General features: G+C 55.1%; 27 protein-coding genes and 5 pseudogenes. 22 read left to right on the top strand and 10 right to left on the bottom strand.

The annotated features are described in order from the left end of the window. Nucleotides 1–27: 27 nt before the first annotated feature. The 13 genes from K7H21_RS28730 (at nt 28) to K7H21_RS28670 (ending at nt 8,990) form a co-directional block, all read left to right on the top strand. Nucleotides 28–438: a DUF1380 family protein gene (locus K7H21_RS28730; RefSeq protein WP_172879525.1), complete on the top strand. Its 411-nt coding sequence runs from the start codon at nt 28–30 to the stop codon at nt 436–438. A 51-nt stretch (nt 439–489) separates the two neighbouring features. Further along, nucleotides 490–1,257, top strand: coding sequence for a hypothetical protein (locus K7H21_RS28725; protein WP_228751085.1), 768 nt, complete (start codon nt 490–492; stop codon nt 1,255–1,257). A gap of 438 nt (nt 1,258–1,695) precedes the next feature. Continuing rightward, nucleotides 1,696–2,124, top strand: a complete 429-nt coding sequence (locus K7H21_RS28720; RefSeq protein ID WP_223035959.1) for an antirestriction protein — start codon at nt 1,696–1,698, stop codon at nt 2,122–2,124. Nucleotides 2,125–2,168: 44 nt separating this feature from the next. Then, entirely contained in the window at nt 2,169–2,675 is a 507-nt protein-coding gene (locus K7H21_RS28715) for an antirestriction protein ArdA (protein ID WP_223035958.1), read from the top strand. A gap of 42 nt (nt 2,676–2,717) precedes the next feature. Further along, the gene (locus K7H21_RS28710; protein WP_020803881.1) at nt 2,718–2,909 is read left to right on the top strand and encodes a hypothetical protein; all 192 of its coding nucleotides are present in this window, start codon (nt 2,718–2,720) and stop codon (nt 2,907–2,909) included. A 197-nt stretch (nt 2,910–3,106) separates the two neighbouring features. Further along, entirely contained in the window at nt 3,107–3,370 is a 264-nt protein-coding gene (locus K7H21_RS28705) for a DNA polymerase III subunit theta (protein WP_223035957.1), read from the top strand. Between the two features lie 24 nt (nt 3,371–3,394). Continuing rightward, nucleotides 3,395–3,715, top strand: a complete 321-nt coding sequence (locus tag K7H21_RS28700; protein ID WP_223035956.1) for a hypothetical protein — start codon at nt 3,395–3,397, stop codon at nt 3,713–3,715. Between the two features lie 827 nt (nt 3,716–4,542). Continuing rightward, the gene (gene ssb / locus K7H21_RS28695; protein ID WP_223035955.1) at nt 4,543–5,100 is read left to right on the top strand and encodes a single-stranded DNA-binding protein; all 558 of its coding nucleotides are present in this window, start codon (nt 4,543–4,545) and stop codon (nt 5,098–5,100) included. A gap of 49 nt (nt 5,101–5,149) precedes the next feature. Beyond that, entirely contained in the window at nt 5,150–5,398 is a 249-nt protein-coding gene (locus tag K7H21_RS28690) for a DUF905 domain-containing protein (RefSeq protein WP_223035954.1), read from the top strand. Between the two features lie 71 nt (nt 5,399–5,469). Further along, entirely contained in the window at nt 5,470–7,470 is a 2,001-nt protein-coding gene (locus tag K7H21_RS28685) for a ParB/RepB/Spo0J family partition protein (RefSeq protein ID WP_223035953.1), read from the top strand. A gap of 40 nt (nt 7,471–7,510) precedes the next feature. Beyond that, complete coding sequence (gene psiB, locus K7H21_RS28680) at nt 7,511–7,945, top strand: conjugation system SOS inhibitor PsiB (RefSeq protein ID WP_223035952.1); 435 nt, start codon at nt 7,511–7,513, stop codon at nt 7,943–7,945. Beyond that, nucleotides 7,942–8,670, top strand: coding sequence for a plasmid SOS inhibition protein A (locus K7H21_RS28675; protein ID WP_223035951.1), 729 nt, complete (start codon nt 7,942–7,944; stop codon nt 8,668–8,670). The genes psiB and K7H21_RS28675 overlap by 4 nt, the downstream gene beginning before the upstream one ends. Further along, nucleotides 8,667–8,990, top strand: a complete 324-nt coding sequence (locus tag K7H21_RS28670) for a theronine dehydrogenase (RefSeq protein ID WP_223035950.1) — start codon at nt 8,667–8,669, stop codon at nt 8,988–8,990. Before K7H21_RS28675 ends, K7H21_RS28670 begins: the two co-directional genes overlap by 4 nt. Nucleotides 8,991–9,168: 178 nt before the next feature. Here K7H21_RS28670 and K7H21_RS29480 read toward each other — a convergent pair whose 3' ends face one another. The 7 genes and pseudogenes from K7H21_RS29480 to K7H21_RS28640 all read right to left on the bottom strand — a co-directional run bounded on the left by K7H21_RS29480 (nt 9,169) and on the right by K7H21_RS28640 (nt 15,674). Further along, nucleotides 9,169–9,597 carry a DDE-type integrase/transposase/recombinase gene (locus K7H21_RS29480; protein ID WP_462442481.1) on the bottom strand — a complete coding sequence of 143 codons (429 nt, stop codon included), beginning with the start codon at nt 9,595–9,597 and terminating at the stop codon, nt 9,169–9,171. Beyond that, nucleotides 9,531–9,863: pseudogene (locus K7H21_RS29475) on the bottom strand (IS6 family transposase); the annotation flags it as partial. The pseudogene K7H21_RS29475 and the gene K7H21_RS29480, both read right to left, overlap by 67 nt. Nucleotides 9,864–9,930: 67 nt before the next feature. Beyond that, complete coding sequence (locus tag K7H21_RS28660; protein ID WP_049156567.1) at nt 9,931–10,368, bottom strand: hypothetical protein; 438 nt, start codon at nt 10,366–10,368, stop codon at nt 9,931–9,933. A gap of 15 nt (nt 10,369–10,383) precedes the next feature. Next, nucleotides 10,384–11,592: an MFS transporter gene (locus K7H21_RS28655; protein ID WP_162536020.1), complete on the bottom strand. Its 1,209-nt coding sequence runs from the start codon at nt 11,590–11,592 to the stop codon at nt 10,384–10,386. A gap of 14 nt (nt 11,593–11,606) precedes the next feature. After that, nucleotides 11,607–14,030 (bottom strand): TonB-dependent siderophore receptor, encoded by a 2,424-nt coding sequence (locus K7H21_RS28650; RefSeq protein WP_223035948.1) that lies wholly within the window; start codon nt 14,028–14,030, stop codon nt 11,607–11,609. Between the two features lie 158 nt (nt 14,031–14,188). After that, nucleotides 14,189–15,169 (bottom strand): FecR family protein, encoded by a 981-nt coding sequence (locus tag K7H21_RS28645; RefSeq protein WP_223035947.1) that lies wholly within the window; start codon nt 15,167–15,169, stop codon nt 14,189–14,191. Beyond that, the gene (locus K7H21_RS28640; RefSeq protein ID WP_049156577.1) at nt 15,159–15,674 is read right to left on the bottom strand and encodes an RNA polymerase sigma factor; all 516 of its coding nucleotides are present in this window, start codon (nt 15,672–15,674) and stop codon (nt 15,159–15,161) included. Before K7H21_RS28640 ends, K7H21_RS28645 begins: the two co-directional genes overlap by 11 nt. 210 nt (nt 15,675–15,884) lie before the next feature. Here K7H21_RS28640 and K7H21_RS28635 point away from each other — a divergent pair. Beyond that, a pseudogene (locus K7H21_RS28635) lies at nt 15,885–16,418 on the top strand (IS110 family RNA-guided transposase); the annotation flags it as partial. A 2-nt stretch (nt 16,419–16,420) separates the two neighbouring features. On the opposite strand, the pseudogene K7H21_RS29470 reads toward K7H21_RS28635, so the two are convergent. After that, a pseudogene (locus K7H21_RS29470) lies at nt 16,421–16,513 on the bottom strand (group II intron reverse transcriptase); the annotation flags it as partial. A 324-nt stretch (nt 16,514–16,837) separates the two neighbouring features. Further along, nucleotides 16,838–16,980, bottom strand: a pseudogene (locus tag K7H21_RS29170) (hypothetical protein); the annotation flags it as partial. Between the two features lie 290 nt (nt 16,981–17,270). Here K7H21_RS29170 and K7H21_RS28630 point away from each other — a divergent pair. The 5 genes from K7H21_RS28630 to K7H21_RS28610 all read left to right on the top strand — a co-directional run bounded on the left by K7H21_RS28630 (nt 17,271) and on the right by K7H21_RS28610 (nt 20,391). Next, nucleotides 17,271–17,609 carry a hypothetical protein gene (locus K7H21_RS28630; RefSeq protein WP_223035946.1) on the top strand — a complete coding sequence of 113 codons (339 nt, stop codon included), beginning with the start codon at nt 17,271–17,273 and terminating at the stop codon, nt 17,607–17,609. Nucleotides 17,610–17,663: 54 nt separating this feature from the next. Next, nucleotides 17,664–18,011, top strand: a complete 348-nt coding sequence (locus K7H21_RS28625; protein WP_223035945.1) for a hypothetical protein — start codon at nt 17,664–17,666, stop codon at nt 18,009–18,011. A 90-nt stretch (nt 18,012–18,101) separates the two neighbouring features. Continuing rightward, nucleotides 18,102–18,332: a CCDC81 family HU domain 1-containing protein gene (locus tag K7H21_RS28620; RefSeq protein ID WP_032744242.1), complete on the top strand. Its 231-nt coding sequence runs from the start codon at nt 18,102–18,104 to the stop codon at nt 18,330–18,332. Nucleotides 18,333–18,378: 46 nt separating this feature from the next. After that, nucleotides 18,379–19,212, top strand: coding sequence for an N-6 DNA methylase (locus tag K7H21_RS28615; protein ID WP_223035944.1), 834 nt, complete (start codon nt 18,379–18,381; stop codon nt 19,210–19,212). Nucleotides 19,213–19,860: 648 nt separating this feature from the next. Next, a complete protein-coding gene (locus K7H21_RS28610; protein WP_223035943.1) occupies nt 19,861–20,391 on the top strand; it encodes an antirestriction protein in 531 nt (176 codons plus the stop codon). A gap of 23 nt (nt 20,392–20,414) precedes the next feature. Here the strand turns inward: K7H21_RS28610 and K7H21_RS28605 are convergent, their stop codons facing one another. After that, on the bottom strand, nt 20,415–20,909 hold the full coding sequence (locus K7H21_RS28605; RefSeq protein WP_223035942.1) for a transglycosylase SLT domain-containing protein: 495 nt from the start codon (nt 20,907–20,909) through the stop codon (nt 20,415–20,417). A gap of 405 nt (nt 20,910–21,314) precedes the next feature. Here K7H21_RS28605 and traM point away from each other — a divergent pair. The 3 genes and pseudogenes from traM to K7H21_RS28590 all read left to right on the top strand — a co-directional run. Beyond that, nucleotides 21,315–21,718, top strand: a pseudogene (traM, locus tag K7H21_RS28600) (conjugal transfer relaxosome DNA-binding protein TraM); the annotation flags it as partial. Between the two features lie 187 nt (nt 21,719–21,905). Next, nucleotides 21,906–22,580: a conjugal transfer protein TrbJ gene (locus K7H21_RS28595; protein ID WP_142469911.1), complete on the top strand. Its 675-nt coding sequence runs from the start codon at nt 21,906–21,908 to the stop codon at nt 22,578–22,580. A 153-nt stretch (nt 22,581–22,733) separates the two neighbouring features. Further along, nucleotides 22,734–22,937 carry a TraY domain-containing protein gene (locus tag K7H21_RS28590; RefSeq protein WP_171972759.1) on the top strand — a complete coding sequence of 68 codons (204 nt, stop codon included), beginning with the start codon at nt 22,734–22,736 and terminating at the stop codon, nt 22,935–22,937. Nucleotides 22,938–22,979 lie beyond the last annotated feature (42 nt).

The raw sequence follows: 22,979 nt of genomic DNA, 5'->3' as shown, positions 1-22,979 counted from the left end.
ACCCCACTGAATCACGGAGACAACATCATGCTGTATGGCACCCGTAAAGAACTGAACAAGAAACTCAAACGCATGTTTGGAAACGAAGAACGCTACGCCCTGCTGGTCTGGACGAAAGAAGACGTGATGGCCCAGGCCTGGAACATGACGGAGGCCGAGGCTCACACCCTGCTTGAGCTTATCGGCCGCACGGGAACGGGGGAGCACACCGAAGAAGGCGTGTCATTCCGCACCGTGCAGGCGCTGTACGCCGGGATTCGCCCGGGCATTCCCCGCGTGAGCGTCCCCGTCGATACGCTGTATCGCATCACGGACATTGCCGCACAGGCGATTAACGGAGAAGACGAGCATTCGCCGTCCCTGACGGTCGATCACTACCCGAGTGTTGCTGACGCTCAGGCAGAAATCGCCTGGCTGAAACGCGAAATCGCCGCTTAACCCGACCGCCCCGCTGAGCGGCGGGGCGATATCACGCGAACTGAGACGATAATGATGAAAAATGAACCCCTTAACGCCCTTATCCTGCGCCACGGCGACCGGATGCTACAGGATGTGGGCTGGCCGCCTTGCGTGGATATGATGCAAATCGCGCCTGAAACCATGCCTGGCTGGTCAGTCGCCACCGGCTCGCTCGATGCCGCGTACATTCTGGCGCTGGTCACTCACCTTTGCCAGCCTCTGACGTATGGCCGGGCCGGTTTGCTGACCGCCAGCGCCAGGCGGCTGGCGGGAACCCCGGCGCGGCTGTATCTGTACCCGGCAAAGGGCTTTATGCCCCCGGAAAAACTGGCGGACGCCCAGACACTCCATCTGCCTTATGGACAGGAATGGCTGACGGCGGCGGAATGTGACGACCTGCTGGCCTTCCTGAGAGTCTCCCTCGCGCAGATAGCGGAAATCGTCAGGCTGGATGCGCACCGCCTTGCCGCTGCGCTGAAACCGTCCGTCACGCCGCGACTGATGGACAGGCGGTTTGGTGACTGGCGCGTACTGGCTGACGAGTACGAGCATGAAAACTGGCTCGATGAAAACGACACTGACGTACTGGATGCCGTCCTTGACGCTGTTCTGGTCCGCGGGGCGTCGTTCTGCCCCATCCTGTTGACCGTGGTTAATGAACGACGGGAGGAAATCGAAGCCGCAGGCGTTATCACCGATATGCTGCGTTTCCCCGGCGACCCGGCCCGCCGCTGGCTTGATCGCCGCGTATTGCGGGACGTGGTGAGAGAGGCCCGCGGCGTCAACGCTCAGGTGTGACAGGCCGTTTCTGTGGGGGAGGGGAAACTTCCCCTTGTCTGCCTGCCGGCGCAGGAGGATCCGTGCGATAAGGATGTCACCGTGCCGGCTCCGCATTCACCCGGCCCGGCCTCCGGGCCTCTGGGATGAAAACCCGCCTCTGTTATCGCCGTGTCGTGTGCGGGCTGTGCCGTGCCTTCACTTTAGCCCGGCCGCTGCAGATGCAAGGGTGCGCTGACGCCGCCATCCTCGCCCGGTCGCAGTGTTTTTAATGAGCCTCGCCGTTCTTCCCGTTGTTTTCTCGCTCAAATTTCGCTCCAAAACCGTCCAGACCGGCTTCGCGCTTTATCTGCGCTGCGGCCTCCGGTGTCGCCCCTGCATCTTCCGCTTTTCGCCGGGCTGTCGTGTCGGCACGGCACCGCCCGGTGTCGCAGTCCATGTGATTACGGAGGTTTTACCATGCAGTCTGTGACAACACGCCCCGTCCTGAATGTTGAAGAGTCCGACCGCCTGTCTTTTATGCCCTACATGTTTGGCGCTGATTTTATGCTCGCAGAATTGCAGGTGTATGCGCTGGCCAAAAAATGGATGCCCGAATATGAAGTCGAATTCTGGCATTACATCCGCTTACCGGAGGGCGGCGGTTACATGATGCCCGATTGTGGCCGCGTTCATCTGGTCAGCACGGAAAGCTGGTTTGACCGCATTGTGAGCGCCGACGCGGCGGGTATTATTCTGACATCCCTGGCGGTTAATCGCCGTCTGGCGGCAAATCATGACAGCGGCAACCCGGCCCTGACTCACCTTTACATGCTGCGTGATGCCCAGCTCTGGAATCACATCACCCTTCACCCGGAATGCAACGCCATTTACGCCGCGCTGGACTGATTAACGACCGGGGCGGCCATGCCGCCCCGCAGGGAGACGAAAAAATGAATTCATCAATTACGGTTCCGGCGGTCTATGTGGGTACGTATCACCAGTACAACTGCGGCAGCATTTTCGGCAAATGGTTTGATTTGACCGATTTCGACGACGAAGACGCGTTCTATGACGCCTGCCGGACGCTGCACGCCGGCGAGGAAGATCCCGAGCTGATGTTCCAGGACATCGAGGGCATCCCGTCACAGTTTGCCTCTGAATCCTCTGTTAAGTGGGCGTTTATTGAGGCCTTCCGGCAGGCACTGGATGACGGGCGCGCCGCCGCGTTTGTAGCCTGGGCGGAGTATACAGGCGAGTGCGACTATGACGCCTTTGATGACGCGTATTACGGCGAAGCGGAAAGCGAGGAAGATTTTGCTTATGGCTTTGTGGAGGACAACGGCCTGTTAAACGAGATGCCTGAATCCCTGCGCATCTATTTCGATTATGAGGCATACGCGCGGGATTTATTCAGCAGCGGGTATGTGCTCCATGATGGTTATGTCTTCAGAAACTGAATGATGTCCGGCGGGGAAGCCCGCCGGTTAAGGAGAAAACACATGAAACTTGCACCACAAAGCCGCGATATCCTGCGCCAGTACAAAGCCCTGATTAATGCACGCCGCCGGGATGCCGGGCAGCGGGAACTGACCACAGCCCAGGTGATGGACGAAATCTGCTATTACATGACCTGCCAGTGTGCCGTCTACATCGGCGGACACTTCATCTTACAGGGCGGTAAAGGGCAGTAAGCAGTAAGCTCGATGACAGGCGTCCGGGCAGGAGGGCGCCTGTCTGCCCGCGCCCAAAACCCTGGCAGGCTGCGCCTGCCGGAGAGAAACTTCGCCGCGCCTCCGGCGCCGCTCGCTCTCTTCTCCGTTCTCAGTCGCTGAAGTCTCTGAATGCGCGAATTATCCGTGATAGCTTTCTGGAAAATGGTAAGGTGCATATGTCAAAATGGAATATCGCCTCATTCTCAAAAGACGAGCAGGACAAAGTCTCCGTCGATAAAGCGGCCGCCGCTGTTGCCTGGCAGGAGCGGATGAACAAGTCCGTGGTGCCGGAGCGGGTTGAACGGGAGCAGCCCGAACATCTGCGCGAATATTTCCGTGAACGTCTCCGGGTGCATCGGCTGAACAGTCAGCAGCTGCCGCGCGCCAATGCGCCCGAATACCTGAAGCCCGAAGACGGTGGCGGTGAGAGTAAGCCTTAATTTTTTTCCCAGGGAGGGACTGCGGTGCGTATGTCTGCTTTATTTGCTATGACGTGTTTGTTCAGCGCGTTTAATCTTGTATTTATGCCATTCCATCCCGTCATGATGTTATGGGCTTTCGGCTTCTCTGTCGCCTTCATTATTGTCAATATAATTGCCGACAGACTACGTCTGTGGTCCGGTATTGCATGGGGAATGGCTGCCGCCGTCATCGTCGCTTTTATGCTTAACGGTGCAGAGCCCGATGAAGAAAACCGGGTACTCATCAGTACATTCGCCTGTCTCGCCTCTGCATGGTATGCCGGGGTTCAGTTCAGAAAAGAGAAGAGAAACTCTCTGTCATGACCGGTACTATTTCTGCCTCTGCCTCTGCCTCTGCCTCTGCCTCTGCCTCTGCCTCTGCCTCTGCCTCTGCCTCTGCCTTTGTCTTTGTCTTTTTCTTTGCCTTATGCAGCTATTGTTGATGTTGTTGATGTTGTTGATGTTGTTGATGTTGTTGATGTTGTTGCTCTTCCTCCCCCTGACGTTCTTTTCACACAATCTGCCACCGGGCCACCTTCGGCTCCCGACCGCTGCGCGTCCGGTCGTCGAGCCACACTCCGCTAACCGCCAAATGACGCGGTAAGCTCCGCCGAACCCGCCAGGCGGTTTCGGGCCTGCCGGCTAGTGTCTGATGTCCAGTGTCAACGGCAGGCTTGCAGCATCCTGAAAGGATGCGCCGCCCTTTTACGCGCCGTCACCTTCGCTTTTCGCACCCCGGCAAACTGACGCCGGGCTGTAAGGCGCAACGCCGTTTTCGCTGCCGCTTCTCCGACGTTGCGGCGGGTTCCTGCTCATTCCTTGCCTGGTTTTTTCACCCCTTTGAGTCTTTTCGCCGGGGCTGAGACAACCACAACCCGCCTGGCTGTCCAGGGACGGCGAAGCCTTTCGCAATAAATTTTCCCCGGCCATTCCGCAGGCTTCATTAGACCGTAAAAAATTGACCGCTCACCCCGGACATCTGCACCGGTCCGTGGTCGTTGACGCCCTTGCGGCGAACGGCTCTCAAACGGGTGAAGGTAACAACCAGCGGGCACGTTCAGCAGGTCCCCGCAAAACGTCAAAACCGCGGCCCCGGCAACTCAACGGGTGACGGTTTTTAAAGGCAAAACAAAAGAGTAAGGAGATTCATCATGGCAGCACGTGGCGTAAACAAAGTCATTCTGGTCGGGCATCTGGGGCAGGACCCCGAGGTGCGTTACATGCCCAACGGCGGCGCAGTGGCAAACCTGACGCTGGCCACGTCCGAAACATGGCGTGACAGGCAGAGCGGGGAACTGCGCGAAAACACCGAATGGCACCGTGTTGTCATGTTCGGCAAGCTCGCTGAAGTGGCGGGGGAGTACCTGCGTAAAGGCGCGCAGGTCTACATCGAGGGCCAGTTACGCACCCGTAGCTGGCAGGACGATACCGGTGCCACGCGCTACGTCACCGAGGTGCTGGTCGGGCAGAACGGCACCATGCAGATGCTCGGCGGTCGTCGTGAGGGCAGTCCGTCTGAGAATACCGCGCCGCAGCAGCCCGTGCAGCCGCAGAGTCCTGCCGTCCCGGCACAACCAGCTGAAGCCCCGGCTAAATCCCCGAAAGCGAAGGGCGGTAAAAAAGGCCGTCAGAGCGCCGCTCCGTCTCAGCTTCCTCCCCAGCCGTTCCCGGACGATTACCCGCTGACCGATGACGATGTGCCCTTTTAAACCATGATGAACACGCCCCGCTCAGGCGGGGCAGTTAAAGGAGAAACACATGGACCACAACGTTTTGTCCCCCCTGGAATCCCTGTCAGATGGCACGTTCACCCGTAGTCAGGCGCAGGCGGTCACGGCGCAGTATCAGAATGTGGCGATTGAGGACGATCAGGGGACCCATTTTCGCCTTGTCGTCCGTCATCAGGATGACGGCAGCATGGTCTGGCGTGCCTGGAATTTTGAACCGGGCAGTGAGGCCCTGATGAACCGTTACATCCGGGACTACGGAGTACGTAAAACGCAGTAAGCAGTAAGAGGTGCCGGGCAGGATTCGGGTCTGCCCGGCAGACATTAACTAATATCGGAGAGAAATCAATCATGTCAGTGACCGAGTCTAAAGCAAAAACCCCCGCGAAAACCAGTAAAAAAGTGGTGAAACCAGCCGAATCCGCCGCCCTGAAAGCCGCGCTTGAGGCCGCACAGATTGAGATGGTGCCACTGTCGGCGCTGGTCAAATCCCCGCTTAACGTCCGCACTATCCCGTATCCGCCGGAGAGTGTCCGGGAAATGGCTGACTCCATTCTCGCGGTCGGCCTCATTCAGAATCTGGTGGTTCATACCCTGCCGGACGGTCTCTCGGGCGTGGCGGCGGGCGGTCGTCGTCTGGCTGCCCTGCAGCTTTTACAGAGCGAGCAGCGCATCGGTGCCGGGCATCAGGTCATCGTGAAGCGCGTCAGTGACGAACTGGCGGTGGTGGCCTCAATGGTCGAGAACAACAACCGGGTGGCGATGCACCCGGCAGAGCAGATCAGCGGTTTCCGCACGTTGTCTGAGCAGGGCAAGACTCCGGCGCAAATCGGGGACCAGCTGGGCTACAGTTCGCGCCACGTCCAGCGCATGTTGAAGCTGGCAAATCTTGCCCCGGAACTTATCGCCCTGCTGGCAGAGAACCAGCTCGATGTGGAGCAGTGTCAGGCGCTCAGTCTGGAAAGTGACCCGGCGCGTCAGGTGGAGATGTACCAGCGCGTGAAGGCGCAGCACAGCCACGCCCCCGCTCACATGCTGAAACGCGCCATCACGGACACCGAAATATCGGTTCGCGACGCCCGCTTTATATTTGTCGGTCGCGAAGCGTATGAGGCCGCAGGGGGCAACGTGCGCGAGGACCTGTTCAGCGCGCAGGAGGGAGACGGAACGGCAGACGGGGTGCTGGTCGGGCGTCTGATGCAGGAGAAGCTGGAGTCCACCGCGCTGGCTATTGAAATGCAGGAGGGCTGGTCATGGTCACTGGCACGGGAAGGGGCGGTGCGGAACTACGGTGACGACCGCGAGCATTATCTGGTCCTGCCGGAGCCGGAGGGCGAACTCAGCGCTGACGAGCAGCAGCGTCTCGATGAACTGTACGCCACGCAGGAAGCCACTGAAACGTTTGAGGACGAAGCCGCGATTCAGGTGCTGATTGACGAGACTGAAGAGGCAGCATCGATCCGGGCATGGACACCGGAGCAGAAAGCGGCCTGTGGCGTGGTGGTCAGCCTGAGTGACGGCGAGCTTTGCATCCAGCGCGGAGTGCAGAAGAAAGTGCAGGAGGCGGTCGCTGACGGGCAGGAAAGTACCGTCACTCAGGCTTCCATCCATGTGGTCGCCAGCAGCACCCCGGATGTGGCAGAGGGTATCAGCGTACCACTCCTGAAAAAAATGTCGTCCGAGAGAACGCTGGCGGTGCAGGCGGAGCTGGTCAGGCAGCCACAGAAAGCCGTGGCCCTGATGGTCTGGCGGCTGTGCAGCTGCGTGTTCCACTACTGTATCACCACCCGGCACCCGTTCGTGATGAATCTCGGGGTTCACCACAGCAGCCTCACCAGCGAAGCCCCGACCGGAGAAAACGGTCAGGCATGGCAGTCTCTGATGCAGGAGAAAGCCCGTCTGGAGGCGCTGCTGCCGGAGGGCTGGAAGAACGATTTCACCACCTTCTTTGCCCTCGACGGACAGACCCTGATGTCGCTGATGGCCTTCTGTACTGCCTGTTCTGTGGATGGTGTCCAGACCCGCGAACACGGACATACCCGCCGCAGCGACCTTGACGGTGTCGAGGCAGCGCTCGGATTCCATCTGCGCGACTGGTGGCAGCCAACGGCGGATAACTACCTCGGGTTACTCAGCAAAAATCAGATTGTGGCGGCGCTGAACGACGCCGGACTGACCGGGGCCGCCTCGGATGCTGAAAAAATGAAGAAGGGCGACGCCGTCAGTCACGCCGAACAGTGGCTCTCCGGGACCCGCTGGGTACCGGGATGGATGCAGTCCCCGGATGCGGCAACGCCGGAAGAAGCGAACACCACGCCTGACACTGACGAACCCACCTCACACGCTGCCTGATAACGGAGACGCCGCCCTGCGGGGCGGCGATAAGAAGACGATGATGCGCAATGTTATTACCCCCGAAGTACTGAACACCATGACCCCACAGGAATTCGAAGACTGGCGCGAAGCGGGTGAGGATTTGCGCCGCGAACTGACCCATGCAGTGATGCGTGACCTGAACTGCCCGGATAACTGGGACATGAACGGGGAGTACCGCAGCGAGTTCGGGGGCGTTTTCCCGGTACAGGTCCGCTTCACGCCTTCACACGGTAACTATCATCTCGCCGTGTGCAGTCCCGGCGATATCTCCCCGGCCTGGATGGTGGTGTTTGTCCCTGCCAGCGGTTGTCCGTTCTCGGTTATCAGCACCCTGTCTGACTGGTCGCCGGAGGTGATTTCGCACACACTCAGTCTGACCGCACGGCTCGATACCGATGGCTACAGTCAGGCCAGTATTATCAGCGTGCTGGCAATGGAGGGCGCTCTATGATCCCGGCGAATCTGTCACTGGTCCCCCTGAGCAAAGAGTGTCGTGCTGCGATGCAGGCCATCGCGGAAGTGGAGCGAAAATTAGAGCGTGGCGCCTGTATTGCAGAGTTTGCTTATGCCAGGGCTTTCTTCCGTATCCTGAACGGCAGCAAACGTGTCACCGTGAAGGATATCGGCTGGTTTTCTGCGGGAATGACAGAACAGGAGCTGCGGGGGAAAAAGCAGGCCTGGCTGACGGCGATCGACAGGCTGATTGAGAGTCGTGGCGCGTGTTGCTGGTTACCGTTGTCAGCCCAGGATGGCTGGCGACTGTTCCCTGATACACAGTTTCAGTGGTCGGAACGCTGTCGCCGGCAGAGTGAACTGAGTGCTGAAAAATACACCCGCCAGCGCCGTAAGGAGGCGAGCCAGCGTGAAACTGCGTACCAGGCGCTGGCGGGGCAGGCGGAAATCGAGCTGGCTTTTCATACCCCGGAAACGGTCAGCAGCTGGAGTGCGCGCTGGTCGGGTACTGATTTACGCCGGTATGACCTGGAGGAGATGTTCTGGCGCTGGAGTGAGCGTTTCCCGTCACTTGAGCCGATGGAGCGCTGGACGATGGCGAATCAGCCGTTCTGGAGTGTGATGGTTGAAACTAATGCGCTGGCAAAAGAAAGCCCGGAACATGTCAGGCAACTGGAACGCTGGATGGTACCAAACAAACTGACAGACCGGAGCCGGATATGAAATGGCGTTACTCCCTGCGCTGGAAATTACCATCACCGTGTCCTGGTCCGCATGAACTGGCATCCGAAGTGGTGGAGGCCGGACAGCCTGCGCCCGAATCCATTATGTCGCGCTGGGTGGCGGGCGCCGGATATGCGGTGTGCGTGGATTTTCCCGATGAGCGGCAGATTAAGCGCTGGAGCGATGAGCGCAAAGCCGCCGCACGTCGCCGGAATCTGGTACGTCGGGTCAACAAAATCGCGCCCCTGTTTGCTGAAGAACTGATTGCGCGGGAGCTTGCGCGACGACCAGACTATTTCCGGGGAAAATCTCAGACCTGAATCGGGTGAGGCCCGGTTGAGGCGTGCATCGGTGCGGAGCCTGCGACATCTGATACACAAAGTCCACAACGTCGGATAAAGAGAGGGGCGCTGACGCGCTCCTCTTTTTCCTGTCACTGTATTATCGGTTCTGTCGCATTAATGGCAAAGAGGCTGCGGAAGTTGCACTGACTGTTTTTCAGGCAACCAACAGATAAAATTGTTCTGCCGGTGACATTTCATCACCTGCCGGATGTTGATATTGCCCTTTGCGTATCATGTGGAGCAGCTCAATGCCTGCCAGCAGGGTCTGTGCACGGCGAAATGATTTGAACCCCAGCATCTGACGTATCCTGCGTTTGATATTGCGGTGGTCCTGCTCTACCAGGTTATTCAGATACTTGTTTTGCCTGATGGTGATGATTTCTTCTGCTGGTTTGTCGGCATTCAGTGTGACCAGCGCCGCCGTGTTAGCGCCGCTTTTATCAATGGTCACCACTTCGGGTTCGCCGTGTGGCGGATGGCTTTGCGGAAGAAGCGCAGCGCTGCTGCCGCATCCCGTCTGGCGGTAAGCAGGAAATCGATGGTCTGCCCCTCGCTGTCGACGGCGCGATACAAATATGTCCACTGGCCTTTGATTTTGATGTAGGTTTGGTCCATTCGCCAGCGGTGCCCCACGGAACGTTTATGCCGACGAAAGGCCTTATCCAGAAGCGGCACCAGGCGAATGACCCAACGGTGAAGTGTGGAATGGTCGACGGTGATACCGCGTTCAGCCATTATCTCCTCCAGATTACGCAGGCTCAGGGCATAGGCCAGATACCAACGTACACACTGGGCGATGATATCGACAGGATAATGTAATTGCTGGAAGGCATTTCGGATCAGAGGCATGGTCAGGTAACATCATAAAAAAACAGCATGTTACCCGACGATGACTTAATGCGACAGAGCCTTCAGGCTAGTTCACCGGCAAAGCCAGAAACTCGCGCGCCTTCGCGCAGGCATCTTCCCGGTCATCCGCTAGGGCTTTAGGGAACGGCATCATCTTCTTCAGTTTCGGGAACAGCACACTGAGACTGGCGCGCACTTCCGCATCGTTGGTCAGATAAACGTAGCCCGCGCACCAGTCACGCAGCTCGGTTTTATACTGCTTTACCCAGCGGCTGGACAGCTTCTCATCTTCGTGGGGTTCGCGCTCGTGCCCGTGCCGCGCCGGTATCCAGACAAACACCACCCGCTGTTGCTGCAACAGAAAATCGGTCAGGCCGTTTAGCAGGCGATGGGTTCTGTCCGGCATACCCAACTGCGGAAAGCGGATAAAGACGATCGGCCAGTGGCTGATATCAAAAATTTCGGCATCCGGCTCTGTACCGGTATAAACACGCTTGTCACTCATGTTCGGTTTCCTTTTCTACACGGAACTGCGCAATAATGCCACCACGGCTAGCAGCGCCAGCACACCGCACAGGTAAAACAGCGGCCAGTTTATCAGCGACACCATCTGCGCAAAGCCGATGGTGGCTAGCGTGCTGACAAAGCGGCCGACGCCATAAAAAGTGGCATAGTCGGTCGCGGGCTGCTCCCCACGGGACCAGCCGAGAATACGGGCACTGAGCACAACATAAACGCCTCCGACCGCCGCGCCCATAGTGACCGCCCCGGTTATCGCCAGCCACGGCAGCGCCAGCTGATAGCCCACCGCCATCGCCGCCAGGGCGAAGATCCCCAGTGTGGTAAACAACCAGATCGCCCGCCGTAAACCGAAACGGTGCATTATCGGCGCGGCGATCCCGGCGGTAATCAGCATGGTGACCGGCCCCAGCGTACCAACCACCCCGCCGATCACCTCCATCGACACCTGCATATCGATCAACATCAGGCGGTTAAGCGCCGATAGCGGGAAGATCACGCAGCAGGTCAACGTCAGCAGCACCAGCCGCCTGCGCTGCAGCGGATTGCGTATCAGTCGGCGCAGGCTGGCTTGCTGTTGCGGCAAGGCGGATAGCTGAACCGCACCCGACGTCGTTTTGCTGACCAGCAACATCGGCACGATCAGCAGCAACAGACTGGCGGCATAACACAGGAAGATGGTTGCCCAGCCAAAGCGCTGGAACATCGCCACAAATGCACCGCCGCCGATCATCGCGCCGATGGAAAGTGCCGCCAGCTTACAGGCCGCCGCACGCGGTCGCCAGGCGCTTTCGATCCGCTCCACCGCCAGCGCGTCCAGCGCAATATCCATCGTCGCCATCGCGAAGGCGACAAACAGCCCCATAGCAAACAGCAGCCGCATATCGGCCCCCTGCATCAACGCCACTGCGGCGACTACCAGCGCGGAAGCCAGCTGCATCGGTACAATCCACGCCAGCTCCACCGCCAGAAACGGTGGCCGCCAGCGATCGACCAGCGGTGACCACAGAAACGCCACGCCCAATGGCAGATAAAGCGCATACAACCAGCCTACCGCCTCCAGACGCATCCCCTGCGCTCGCATAATGGCCGGGAATCCCCCCTGGAACAGTCCCATAGTCATACCGAAGCCGATATACAGCGCACTGATTGCCAGCAGTACCGCCAGTTGGCCACCGCCAGTGGGCACCCGATGTGTATTTTGCTCCATGACGCTCATCGGTTTCACCAGCGATAGTTCACGGACACGTTCACCACGCGCTCGTTACCGTAGTTACAGAAATTGTTGGAAAGGCAGGTGACATAGCTTTTATCAAACAGATTGTTGACGCTCAGGCGGGTACTTAAGCCGATAAGGTTGCCAAACCGCTTGCCGAAGTCGTAGCCGATCGACGAATCAAACACCGTATAGCCCGGCGCATCCAGGCGGACGGCACTGGCGCTATAGACGTTCGGTGAATAGCCCCCCACCGTTTCCCCTACATATCGCCCGCCGCCACCGACGGTCAGCCCCTGCATCAGGCCGCTACGGAAGGTATAATCAGCCCACAACGAAGCTGTGTAATCCGGGATGCCTATTGGCCGCTGACCAGCATCAGCCGCCAGGCTTCTGGTGACTTCCGCTTTGGTATAGGTGAAAGCACCGGTCACATTGATGCTGTCGGTTACCGCCATTTTGCTTTCAAACTCCAGCCCGCGCGAGCGCTGTTCCCCGGTCTGATATGAGGTGAGCGCATTAGCGTAAGTCACCACATTTTTCTGGGTAATATCGAACCATGCGAGGGTAAAGAGTGCATCCAGACCGGTCGGCTGATACTTTACGCCAAGCTCACGCTGCTGCGCTGTATTGGGCTTAAAGGCATTGCCGTTGCTGCCCGTGCCAGTCACTGGCAGGAACGAGGTGGAGTAGCTGACGTACGGTGCAACGCCGTTATCGAAGTTGTAAATCAGGCCAATCTTGCCGCTTATCGCGTCATCATTCTGAACGTCGTGCGAGGCGCTGAGATGATTATCGATACGGGTCCGCACGGTATCGTAGCGACCGCCCGCCACCAACGTCCAGTTATCCAGATCGATTTGATCCTGCAGATAATACCCGGCCTGGGTGATGTGCTGTTTCTGATTGGTGATCCGCGCCAACCGCAGATTGGTCGCTACGCCGTAAACCGGGTTGAGGTAGTCAATCGACGGTGCCGCGCCATAGTCACGGATCTGCCGCCACGAGGATTCCTGGTAGTCAAATCCAGCCACGGCGGTATGGGAGAAGAGCCCGCTATCAAACTCTGCTTGCAGTTGCAGATCGGAGGTCAACCCGCGCAGTGATTCATCGGTGCCCAGCGCGTAGCGGGAAATGGTGTGCCCGTCTGCGGCAAGCCCGGCGGTGCCGACGCTTTTGGTCACGGTGGTCAAATCGAGGTAACGCAGATTGTGGCGCACCGTCCAGGTGTCGTTAAAACGGTGTTCAAACTGATAACCCACCGCCGTTTGTGAGCGGCTGAACTCATCATACTCCGGATCGCCATCGTTAAAACTACGTGCGATCTGTCCGGCCGGGCTGGACCACAGGCTACCAACTGTCGGCAGAACGCCGTAGTAGCCCCCTTCAGGATCGCGCTGATAACTCATACTGAGGGTAAAAGATGTATCGACATCGGGTATCCAGGTTAGCGATGGCGCAACGAACAGCCGTTCTTCTTTCGTATTCACCACTTGGGTATTCGATTGCCGACCGAGGACAATGATCCGGTACAGTAGGGAATTATCGTCGACCAGCGGCCCGGTAGAATCCAACCCCAGTTGCATGCGCTTGTGACTACCGTAGAGGAGTTCCACCGAGTTCTGTGCTGCGCTGGAAGGGACTTTAGATACCGCATTAATCAATCCGCCGGGATTCACCCCGCCGTACAGCGCCGACGAAGGCCCCCTGAGAAACTCAATGCGCTCAATGCCAAAGGTTTCAACCTGCGGGATCACGTAACCGCCTCCGCGCAGTAAGCGCAGGCCATCAAGATACAGGTTGCTGTCGGTTGGCGATCCAAAGCCACGAATATAAGGCAGATCGTAGCGTGATGCTGATCCGCGAACTTCCGCTGAGACCCCAGCCGAATAGCGCAGCGTCTGGGTCAGGCTCTGAGCCCCCTGCACATCCACCTGATCGCGGGTGATCACACTAACCGACTGCGGGTTATTCATCAGTGGCGTGTTGGTTTTGGTCCCGACGGTGCTGTTGCTGGCAACATAGCCATTCACCGGCCCTAACCTGCCGTTATCCGGGGCGATGACAACCATGGTGCTGGCATTCGCCGCCGGGCGCGCTGGCAACTGAAAAATCTGTACGGTGCTGTCGTTACTGAAGCGGTAGCCCAGCCCGCTGTCACTCAGCAGAGTGGTCAGCGCCTGCTCGACGCTCATCAGCCCCTGAACCGGTTTGCCGGTTATCTCAATAGCGGTGTCTTCGCGAAACACCACGGAAAGACCGGCAATCCTGCCAATGTCATTGACGGCCTGAGTGACCGACTTTGCTGGAATAATAAAACTGAACTGTGGTACCTGAGGTTGCTGTAAGGCAGACATCGCCATACCCGTTACACCTGCCAGCAGTACCGAGGCCAATGCATAGCCTGCGCGACGAACTTTGTTGTGGTTCATTAACGTGCCCCATATCTGATAAGACGCCAGCAATTAAAAGAAAATGATATTTATTATCATTTTGACTATCACTACGATCACGAATCAGAAGGTGCACCACTGAACCTGAAAAAGAAAATTTTTAAAAGAAAATCATAACCAACTGTAAATAAAAAAGTTTATTTCGTGATAATGACCAGGTAATTGGTCACTTTCCGAATGCGGAAGCCGATACTGGCTTGTAACGAATCCAGCGATTTGTCGGTGTCAGCAAGGGAGAAACTGCCGGTGACCCGCTGATCCGCCAGCGCAGAAGAGGGAATCACCACCCGGCCCGGTCGATAGCGTTCCAACTCGCGCATCACATCTCCCAGTCGCGCACGATAGAAAATATAGCGACCGCCGTGCCACGCCATCGCATCCTCAACGTTAATGCTGACCGGGGCAGCAACCCCCTGCGGGCTAAACGCCACTTGTTGCCCGGGTTTAATCATTGTTGGTTGCGGCTGGCCTTTGCTGCTGACTGCGACGCTACCGCGCGCCAGCGTCACCACACCACTGCCCTCCTGCAAGCGCACGTCAAACTGCGTGCCCAGTACGCGAACGCTACCCGCGTGGGTATCAACAATAAACGGCGTTTTTGAAGGAACCACATCAAAAAAAGCCCCGCCACGCAGCAGATGAATACGGCGAGCTTCCGGAGTGAAATCGACACCTAAGGCACTGTCGGCATCCAACAGCACTTTCGAGCCGTCGGCGAGCCGCACCTCACGCCGCTCACCTTTTGCTGCCACTTGATCTGCAGATAAATTCTGTATCCACGATGGATTTTGCAGCCACAGTCCGGCCAGCATCATGCACAACGCAGCGACCGAGCCAGCGTGGCGACGTCTCACCTTTCGCGCCCGGTTTTTGTCCATCGCCGCCAGATAGTCAGACAGCACGTTGGCCTCTTTTTCCGCCAGTTGCTGGACCGGGGCGGCGATCTCTTGCCAGACGGACTCAATCGTCTGCCAGGCTTCTTCATGCGCCGCATGCGCATCACGCCACTTATTGCAGGAGGCTTTCTGGCGACGTGACGGACTGTTTTGCATAGCCAGAAACCAGCGACGTGCTTCTGCACGGACTTCAGCATCATCAGCAACCGGTTTAATCGACATTTTTCACTCCATTCGCGGATGCGCCTTCGCATGCTGAGATCGCCCGTGCCATATGCTTTGCCACCGCACGCGATGATATCCCCATCACACCGGCGATTTCAGAAAAACTGCGCCCGTGGATCCTGTTCAGAAGAAAGATATGGCGTGTTTTTTCCGGCAGAGAGGCCAGTACCTCTTCGATATGTCGGAAATTCTGCTCAGCGGTAAGGATTTCCTGTGGCGATAGGGGAGATGCATAAAACGGGTCTGGCAGTTCGCTCTTCAAATACGCTTCGCGGGTTTTCTCGGCACGCAGATGATCGATGGCGGCGTTGCGCGCGCATCGGCTTAAATAGGAAGCGGAATCTCCTTTCCACTCGATGGCTTTTTCCCAAAGCCGCAGAAAAATATCCTGCACCAGATCGCTGGCCGTGCTGTGACAGCCCACTTTGCGGTCTATCTGGCGCTCCAGACGTTTACGTTCGGAAAGATATAACGCTGCGAGATCCTTGCCTTTATCGGCCATAAGATCGAGTCCCGGAAGGTAAATAAAAGTACTGAAATATACAACGGTCCTGTGCCCTCAGTCTTCGCTGCTGGCCAATTGGTCGGCGATTATTATTCAGTTGTCAGGATATTTCTAGTGTGAAATGTCTTTGTTAATGGAATGGTCGCCCCCTATACCCTGCGCCACAGTGAGACGATAAATCTTCACCACTTGAGCGGAGCGTCCATCATGAACGTTAAGACTATCGGCATCGATTTAGCAAAAGAGGTTTTTCAGATCCACGGAGTTGACGAGCACGGCAAACGCTTGTTCAACAAGCAATTCAAACGCGCAAAAATGCTTTCTTTTTTTGCCAACATTCCCCCATGTTTAATCGGCATGGAAGCCTGTGCTTCTGCTCACTTTTGGGCCGGTAAACTCATATCGATGGGCCATAACATCAAACTGATGGCTCCTCAGTTTGTCAAGCCTTATGTCAAAACCAATAAGCATGATGCCGCAGACGCAGAGGCTATTTGCGAAACCGTCACGCGACCCAACATGAGGTTCGTGCCGGTTAAGACCCCTGAGCAGCAGGCTGTACTCGCACTTCACCGGAGCCGTCAGAGCTTTATCAAACAACGGACCGCTCAGGCGAATCAAATTCGGGGGCTACTGGCTGAATTTGGCATCGTCGTTCCCCGAGGGATCCAGCAGCTACAGATTCAGTTACCTGAGATCCTGGAAGATGCTGATAACGCGTTGCCATCCCTGTTTCGTGTACCTATGTGCGTTATCGCGGTTTTTTCCTCAGACAGCGTAAGCCCCCGTTTCTGCATGAACGTTGCTATCAGGGGGTTAACTTCATTCTCCAGCAGCCCGTGATGCTTGCAGCAAAGGAGCGTTCCTCACGGGAATCTCCCCGGGCTGACGCCCGATCTCGTTGTCCCGGAAGCTTCAGACCTCGCCGTTGCCAGCAACGCCTGTACCGGTAGGCTACAGCCAATGGAATGGCTGTTTTTATCAATGTAAAACAATATGTTAAACGACATTCTGTCGCACGGACACCTTCGGCTCCCGACCGCTGCGCGCCCGGTCGTCGAGCCACACTCCGCTAACCACGAAAGGACGCGGTAAGCTTCGCCGAACCCGCTCGCGGTTTCGGGCTGTCGCTAGTGTCTGATGTCTGACGTCAACGGCAGGTTTGCAGCATCCGTTCCGGATGCGCCGCCTCTGTCGCGCCGTTTCCTGCGCTCCCTGCATCCCGGCGAAGACCAACGGCCGCCGGGCTGTAAGGGGCAACGCCGTTTTCGCTGCCGCTTCTCCGACGTTGCGGCGGGTTCCTGCTCTTTCCTTACCTGGTGCCGTTTCACCCGTTTGAGTCCTTTCGCCGGGGCTGAGACAAGCACAGTCGCTGTCAGCCGTCCAGGGTAAATGGCACGCGGTAAACCGCGCCCTGGACATCTGCCATCGCCGGTGCTCGTTGACGCCCTTGCGGCGAACGGCTCTCAAACGGGTGAAGGTAACAACCAGCGGAGCAGAGCAGCAGGTCCCCGCAAAACGTCAAAACCGCGGCCCCGGCAACTCAACGGGTGATGGTTTTAAAACCTCAAAGTCAGAAAAAGGAAAACACTCATGAATACCCGCATCGTCCATTCCATATCGTCCGTTCTGCGTACTGATGGCTTTGTGCGCAATATCCACGCCGCTAACCCGTTCGATGTTATCCGCGCCGATGTGGTGCTGGCGCGCATCGAGAAAGAAGCAGGGCGCTGCTGCGGGCTGCACTACGAGCTGTATCAGGCACGAGTGCTGGGCGATGCGCTGGATTATCTGGACGCGCTGCCGCTGAAAGACCGCCCGGCGTTCATGGGCGCGGCGGCAAAACGCGGGTATCTGCTGACGTTAGCCGAAGAAGAGCACGCGCAGGAAGCCCGTGATGTGCTGATGAGTGAACTGGCGGCAAACGAGTAGGCAACCCCGGATGGCGGCATGTTGCAGCCATCCCTTAACCCGAAGGAGAAAACCATGCACTTACACCTCACCGAATCCTCAGCCCGTCCGGGAATGCTGGTTACTGCCGAAGCGGAGCGCGAATACTGGCTGAGTCGCCAGAAAGCGGCGGTGAAAGCGCCCGCTGAAATCGACGTTCACGCCTTCCATGATGCGCTGGGCCTGATGTACCCGCTCAACTGGTCAACGAGTGAGAGCGGCGGCTGGGAGACGTTCATGCTGCAGGAAATGGTCTGCGGTGACGTGACCGAGATTTATGCCCGCTGCGGAGCCAGATATTTCCGGCTGCGGGATGTGTGCAACCTGAGCCATGCGCAAATTAAAACGCGCATTAAGGAGGAATTTAACCCGGAGCAGAAATGAAAAAAGCAGGGAAAACCCTGCTTCATCCACGCCGTAAAAGTCGCGGGAACGATTTTTTCGGCTTCACATACACGATATATGGAGGTCTGTATGACCCTGACTATTCTTTCACCTTCCACTGAGGCTGTAAAGCCCCGCCGTCACCAGCGCATTCTGCGCGATGACATCGCCGCGCGGGAGATTGACCCGGCGCTGAAAGCCTTCGGACGGCATATTGCCCGCAGCATTCGCAAGGGGCGCGGCGTCCATATCCCGGCGATGAACAACACCGCCTTCGGGCAGGTACTCCGCACGCTTGAACTCAAACGCGCATGTAACTAACCAGGTGAGCCGCTCCGAAAGGGGCGGCAACAGCGGAGATAATTGTATGTCACAGCTGAGTTTTGCCGATGTGTTCAACATGGTCAGAGAAACCGCAGACAATCCCCCTGTCGTTCAGGTGAGGACTCAGGTCGCGGAAGTGATGCCTTCTGTTCAGCGAATGATGAGTGAGCAGCACAGCCGGAGCCGCTTTATCCGCGTGTTTAAAGACACGGGCCGCCACCTGGGCCGCTGGGAGGTGTTCAGTGATTTTCTGTCACTGGCCGCCAGTGAACTGGATATGGTCCGCATCAGAACGCCGGAGAGCATGGACCACTGCCGGAAAATTTGTGCGCGATACGATGCGTCAGATATCGCGAACATGCAGGAGATGTTCTGCATGATGGTGTGCGCACTGGAGGCGAAATTTCATGATTTCCTCGGCGCCATTTTTATGGAGCTTGAACTCGGTGATAACTTTCGCGGGCAGTATTTTACCCCTTATTCGGTCCAGTGCCTGATGGCCCGGATGCTGATGCCGGGCGTCAGGGACACTATCCGCCGGGAAGGGATAGCCACGGTCAGCGACCCGGCCTGTGGTGCCGCCGGGATGCTGATTGCGTATGCGGAGTGCCTGCTTGAAGCGGAGATCAACCCTTCCATGCACATGTTCGGCAGCTGCATCGATATCGATCCGGTGGCGGCAGATATGGCCTTCATCCAGCTGTCACTGCTCGGGATAGCCGCCGAAGTGGTCACGGGTAACACGCTGACGATGCAGTTCCGGCGAGTAAGATACACTCCGGTGTATTACCTTAATGACTTTGAAAAGAGGTTGGCTGACCTGACCCGGTTCAGGGCGATGCGGGAATTTATGCGCCGGATACAGGAGGCTGCGTAAATAACCGGAAGGGCAGGGGATATCCTGCCCGACTGCGGAAAAAAGGCCGCGCACCTGCGGTGCCGGATAATACCGGCTGCGCTACGCGCCGCCAGTATCAGTCCGTCGCGGGTTTCTTTCTTCATTATTATTTATTTGTCACTTTTATATTTCATCCGGCATCCTGCTGTTTATCTCCTCTGGTATTTATCTTTTGTGAAGAATAAAAAATATAACGGCCCGGGCGTCGTCCCTGAAGGGACACGGCTGTCGTGAACAGAGCCAGCAAGCTGTCTCTGCCCGGCCCTACGGTAAACCTCCGGGCAGCGGGCTTCCATCCTGACGCAAATTCAACATCGCGCTTGCTGCATCCTTATCAGGATGCGCCGCTTTCACCGTGGCAATAAATACACGCCACTCTGATGGCCGGAACGTGAATTCGATAAAGACCGAATTGACGTTCCGGGTTGTGTGCATGCTCAGCCCCGCGCTATATCGCCCGACATCATCTTTTCGCGGAGGGCGGCTTTTAGCATCCGCCGTGGCGAAAATAAAGGGGTGTATAAACGCTTCGCGCCCCTTTATTTCCTCCCCGTCGGCTGCAAATTGCCCTTTGCCGCTCAGTGATGAAGTCGAACGATTTAATAAACCGCAAAGGAGACATTCAGTATGCACACAATAAACGTCAACACCGCCACTCGTGAATCAGACGAACAATTTAAAACAGACAAATATCTGCGTTATGCCGTTACCGATGGCGATGAGCGTCTGGATTTTATCCCGGTCCTCTTTTTTACGCCGTCAGCCGATAATATGGCGGCGAGCTGGTTACGCCAGCATTCGGATTACGATGGCGGATTCTGGTCTTACTGGATTATTCCGCAGGGTGTCGGCGGGAATATTACCCCGGGCCGCATTCAGTTTATCACCACGCAGACCGGGTATATCGCACCGGAAGGAAAAGAGTCTTACAGGATGCGCATCCCCGGAAATTATTTTGACGGTGACGTCAGCGCCGATGCCGCAGGGATTATTGCCACGCTGACGATAATGAACTGGCTGTCATGGCAGGTGGCGGATATGGGGCCGGAATATGCCCGCGTCTGTAAACATCTGGTTTCCCGTCAGGATGCGCTGAAAGATTATATCAGCATTATTCATCATCCCGAACGGCATTTAATCTGGCGGGCGATTGATTAATCATACATCTGAAAAAAAAGACCTCATTCATGAGGTCTTTCGTTTTTAACAGGCCGGGTTTTCCCGGTGTTTTTATTTGCCTTGATGGCCCGGTAGAAAGCTTCAATCTTTCTCGCATACTCCAGACGTCGCGATGCCTGCCTGTCCGTTCTTCGGAATCCCGCGTTGTAGGCACCGACTGCCTCCCAGTTGATGCCCCACTTCTTAAACGCCAGTGCCAGATAATACGCACCGGTATAAATATTCAGGCAGGCATCCGTCACAAGGTGTTCCGGTTTAATACCGAACTCCGCCAGTCTGGCATGGTGCTGCGAATCGATTTGCATCAGTCCGGCACCGTATCCTGTTCCCGGATTTTTACCGATGGCATCCACCACCCATTTTGATTCCTGCCATGAAATAGCCCGGAGCAGATCCGGATCTATCCGGTAATCCCGTCCCGCCATATCAAAACAATCCGTGGCCCATGCAGGTGTGGATATTAATAGCAGGGCAGCAAACGCCAGTTTTTTTCTCAAAAGACTCCCTCCGGGCCGATTCCTGTAAATACGTTAACCCAGACCAGAACCAGACTCAACAAATATGCACTCCTCACCACAAAATCACCACACCCCACGCAAAATTTAAATTTTGCAGAATGATATTTGAGAACAATGAGTTAGCTGTATGGATATTAATCTTTGTTATACATTATTATGTTAATGCAACTTGTCTATGACTTATGCGTAAGTTACCTGTAAGTCTGTGACAAGTTTTATCCGACTCATTTATTTATTTTCAAGATGTTATGACAAGTTAACTCTAAACTTAAGTTCCCGTGTGAGTCGTAAAACAAGTTGCTTAAACTCTAGGCTTAAGTTTAGAGTTGTAATTAATTTAGACTCGCGTTATCGTCTGATAATAATATCGTAAGTTGAACAGGTTTTAATAAAGGAAGCTTATGGCCAGGGTCCAAGCGTATGCCAGCGATGAAGTGGCTGAGAAAATCCAAATGATTGTTGAAAAACGTAAAGCCGAAGGGGCGAAAGAAAAGGATGTTAGCTTTTCAAGTGTTGCGTCAATGCTTCTAGAACTGGGGTTGAGAGTTTATGAGGCTCAGATGCAACGTAAAGAATCCGGCTTCAACCAGACTGAGTTCAATAAGGTATTACTTGAAAATGTGTTAAAAACTCAGTTTGCAATTTCAAAAGTACTGGCGATGGAATCGCTCAGTCCCCACATAAAAGGCGACGAACGTTTTGATTTCAAATCGATGGTTATGAACATAAAGGATGATGCTAAAGAAGTTGTGGAAAGATTTTTCCCAGAGCTAGATGAAAAAGAATGAAGTTACGATATTTCTTGCTTTTTAAATTCAATAAAAAAGAAGAATGATCTGGGTTTTATAAGTGACATGGACGATAAGGGAATATAGAATACTTACAGTGAAGTAATAAAATTTGTTGAAGCGTTGACGCCCGGGGCTGGTACCCCCTGACGTCAACTATCCATAGTGTCCTTTCGAGGAGGCGCCTATGTGTGCGAAGGATCGTAGTCAAATTGCTGTACGCCGTCAAACAGAATCCATTCAGAATGTTGCCGAAATGCTTAACATTTCGTCGAGTCCTTCTTTTATTCGCAATTCCTGTGGTCAATTAATCTACTCCAGCCCTCTTTTTGATCAAGTTTTTTTAACAAAATGCGATCGTAAATCTTGGTTTTCCTCCATTTCCATCGATGCAGGTATGGAGTTGATTCAATCAGAGCTTAAAGCATTAACATCAAGAACAGCTTGCCTTGTGAAAAATGTAAAGGCTGAAAAGCAAGTGTGGACAGTATTTATAGAGTGTATCACTTTGAATAATGAAGTTTTCACTAAATGGGTTTTTCTAAATGAGGTTAATAGTGTTATTGATCGTTCGGGGAAGTATGATGCATTTTCTTCAAGGATGGAAAAGTATTTAGCAAAGGTTGCAAATATGGCAAGTTCTGAATGGGCTGTTCTGAATCTTTATTCTGTTGGGTTCACTCATTCAACCATTTCAAAAATAACAGGGCTGGAAGAACAAACATCTAAGAACGTTGTTCATAAGATGAGGAAAGAATTAAACTGTCCTGATAGAGACTATATTATTTTATCTTTATTGCATTCTTGTAGTTACAGCAAGATTATTCAAAATGTTATTGAAGTGCTAAGAGCGCACTGTTAATGATTTGTTAATCTTAAAAGTACGAAACGTACTCTTTATTTGTAAAAATAATTTACTCATGGTTTTTGTGTAAATAGTTTACTTTTTATTGTGTCAATGTAAGACTTATTAAGGTTTATTAAGTGAATCATTGGAGGACGATTGGAAAGAGCGATTAGGAGTAACGCGCGACCAGCGCCAGGACAACATGTGCTTCTAAGGTTAGATGAAGATACTAATCGTCGTCTAATTAAAGCAAAAGACAGGAGTCGAAGAAGTAAGACTTCTGAGGCATATCTGCGTTTGAAAGATCATCTTGAAAGATTTCCTGATTTTTATAATTCCGATATCACTGAGCCAGGAGGTAAGCAGACATAAAAAATTAATTGAAGTGACATGATCGTAATAACCTAACCATTC

It is taken from the genome of Klebsiella sp. CTHL.F3a (genome assembly GCF_019890895.1).
GTDB lineage: Bacteria > Pseudomonadota > Gammaproteobacteria > Enterobacterales > Enterobacteriaceae > Klebsiella > Klebsiella grimontii.
The sequence above is the reverse complement of the archived record's forward strand: the minus strand, read 5'-3'. Positions and strand labels throughout refer to the sequence as shown.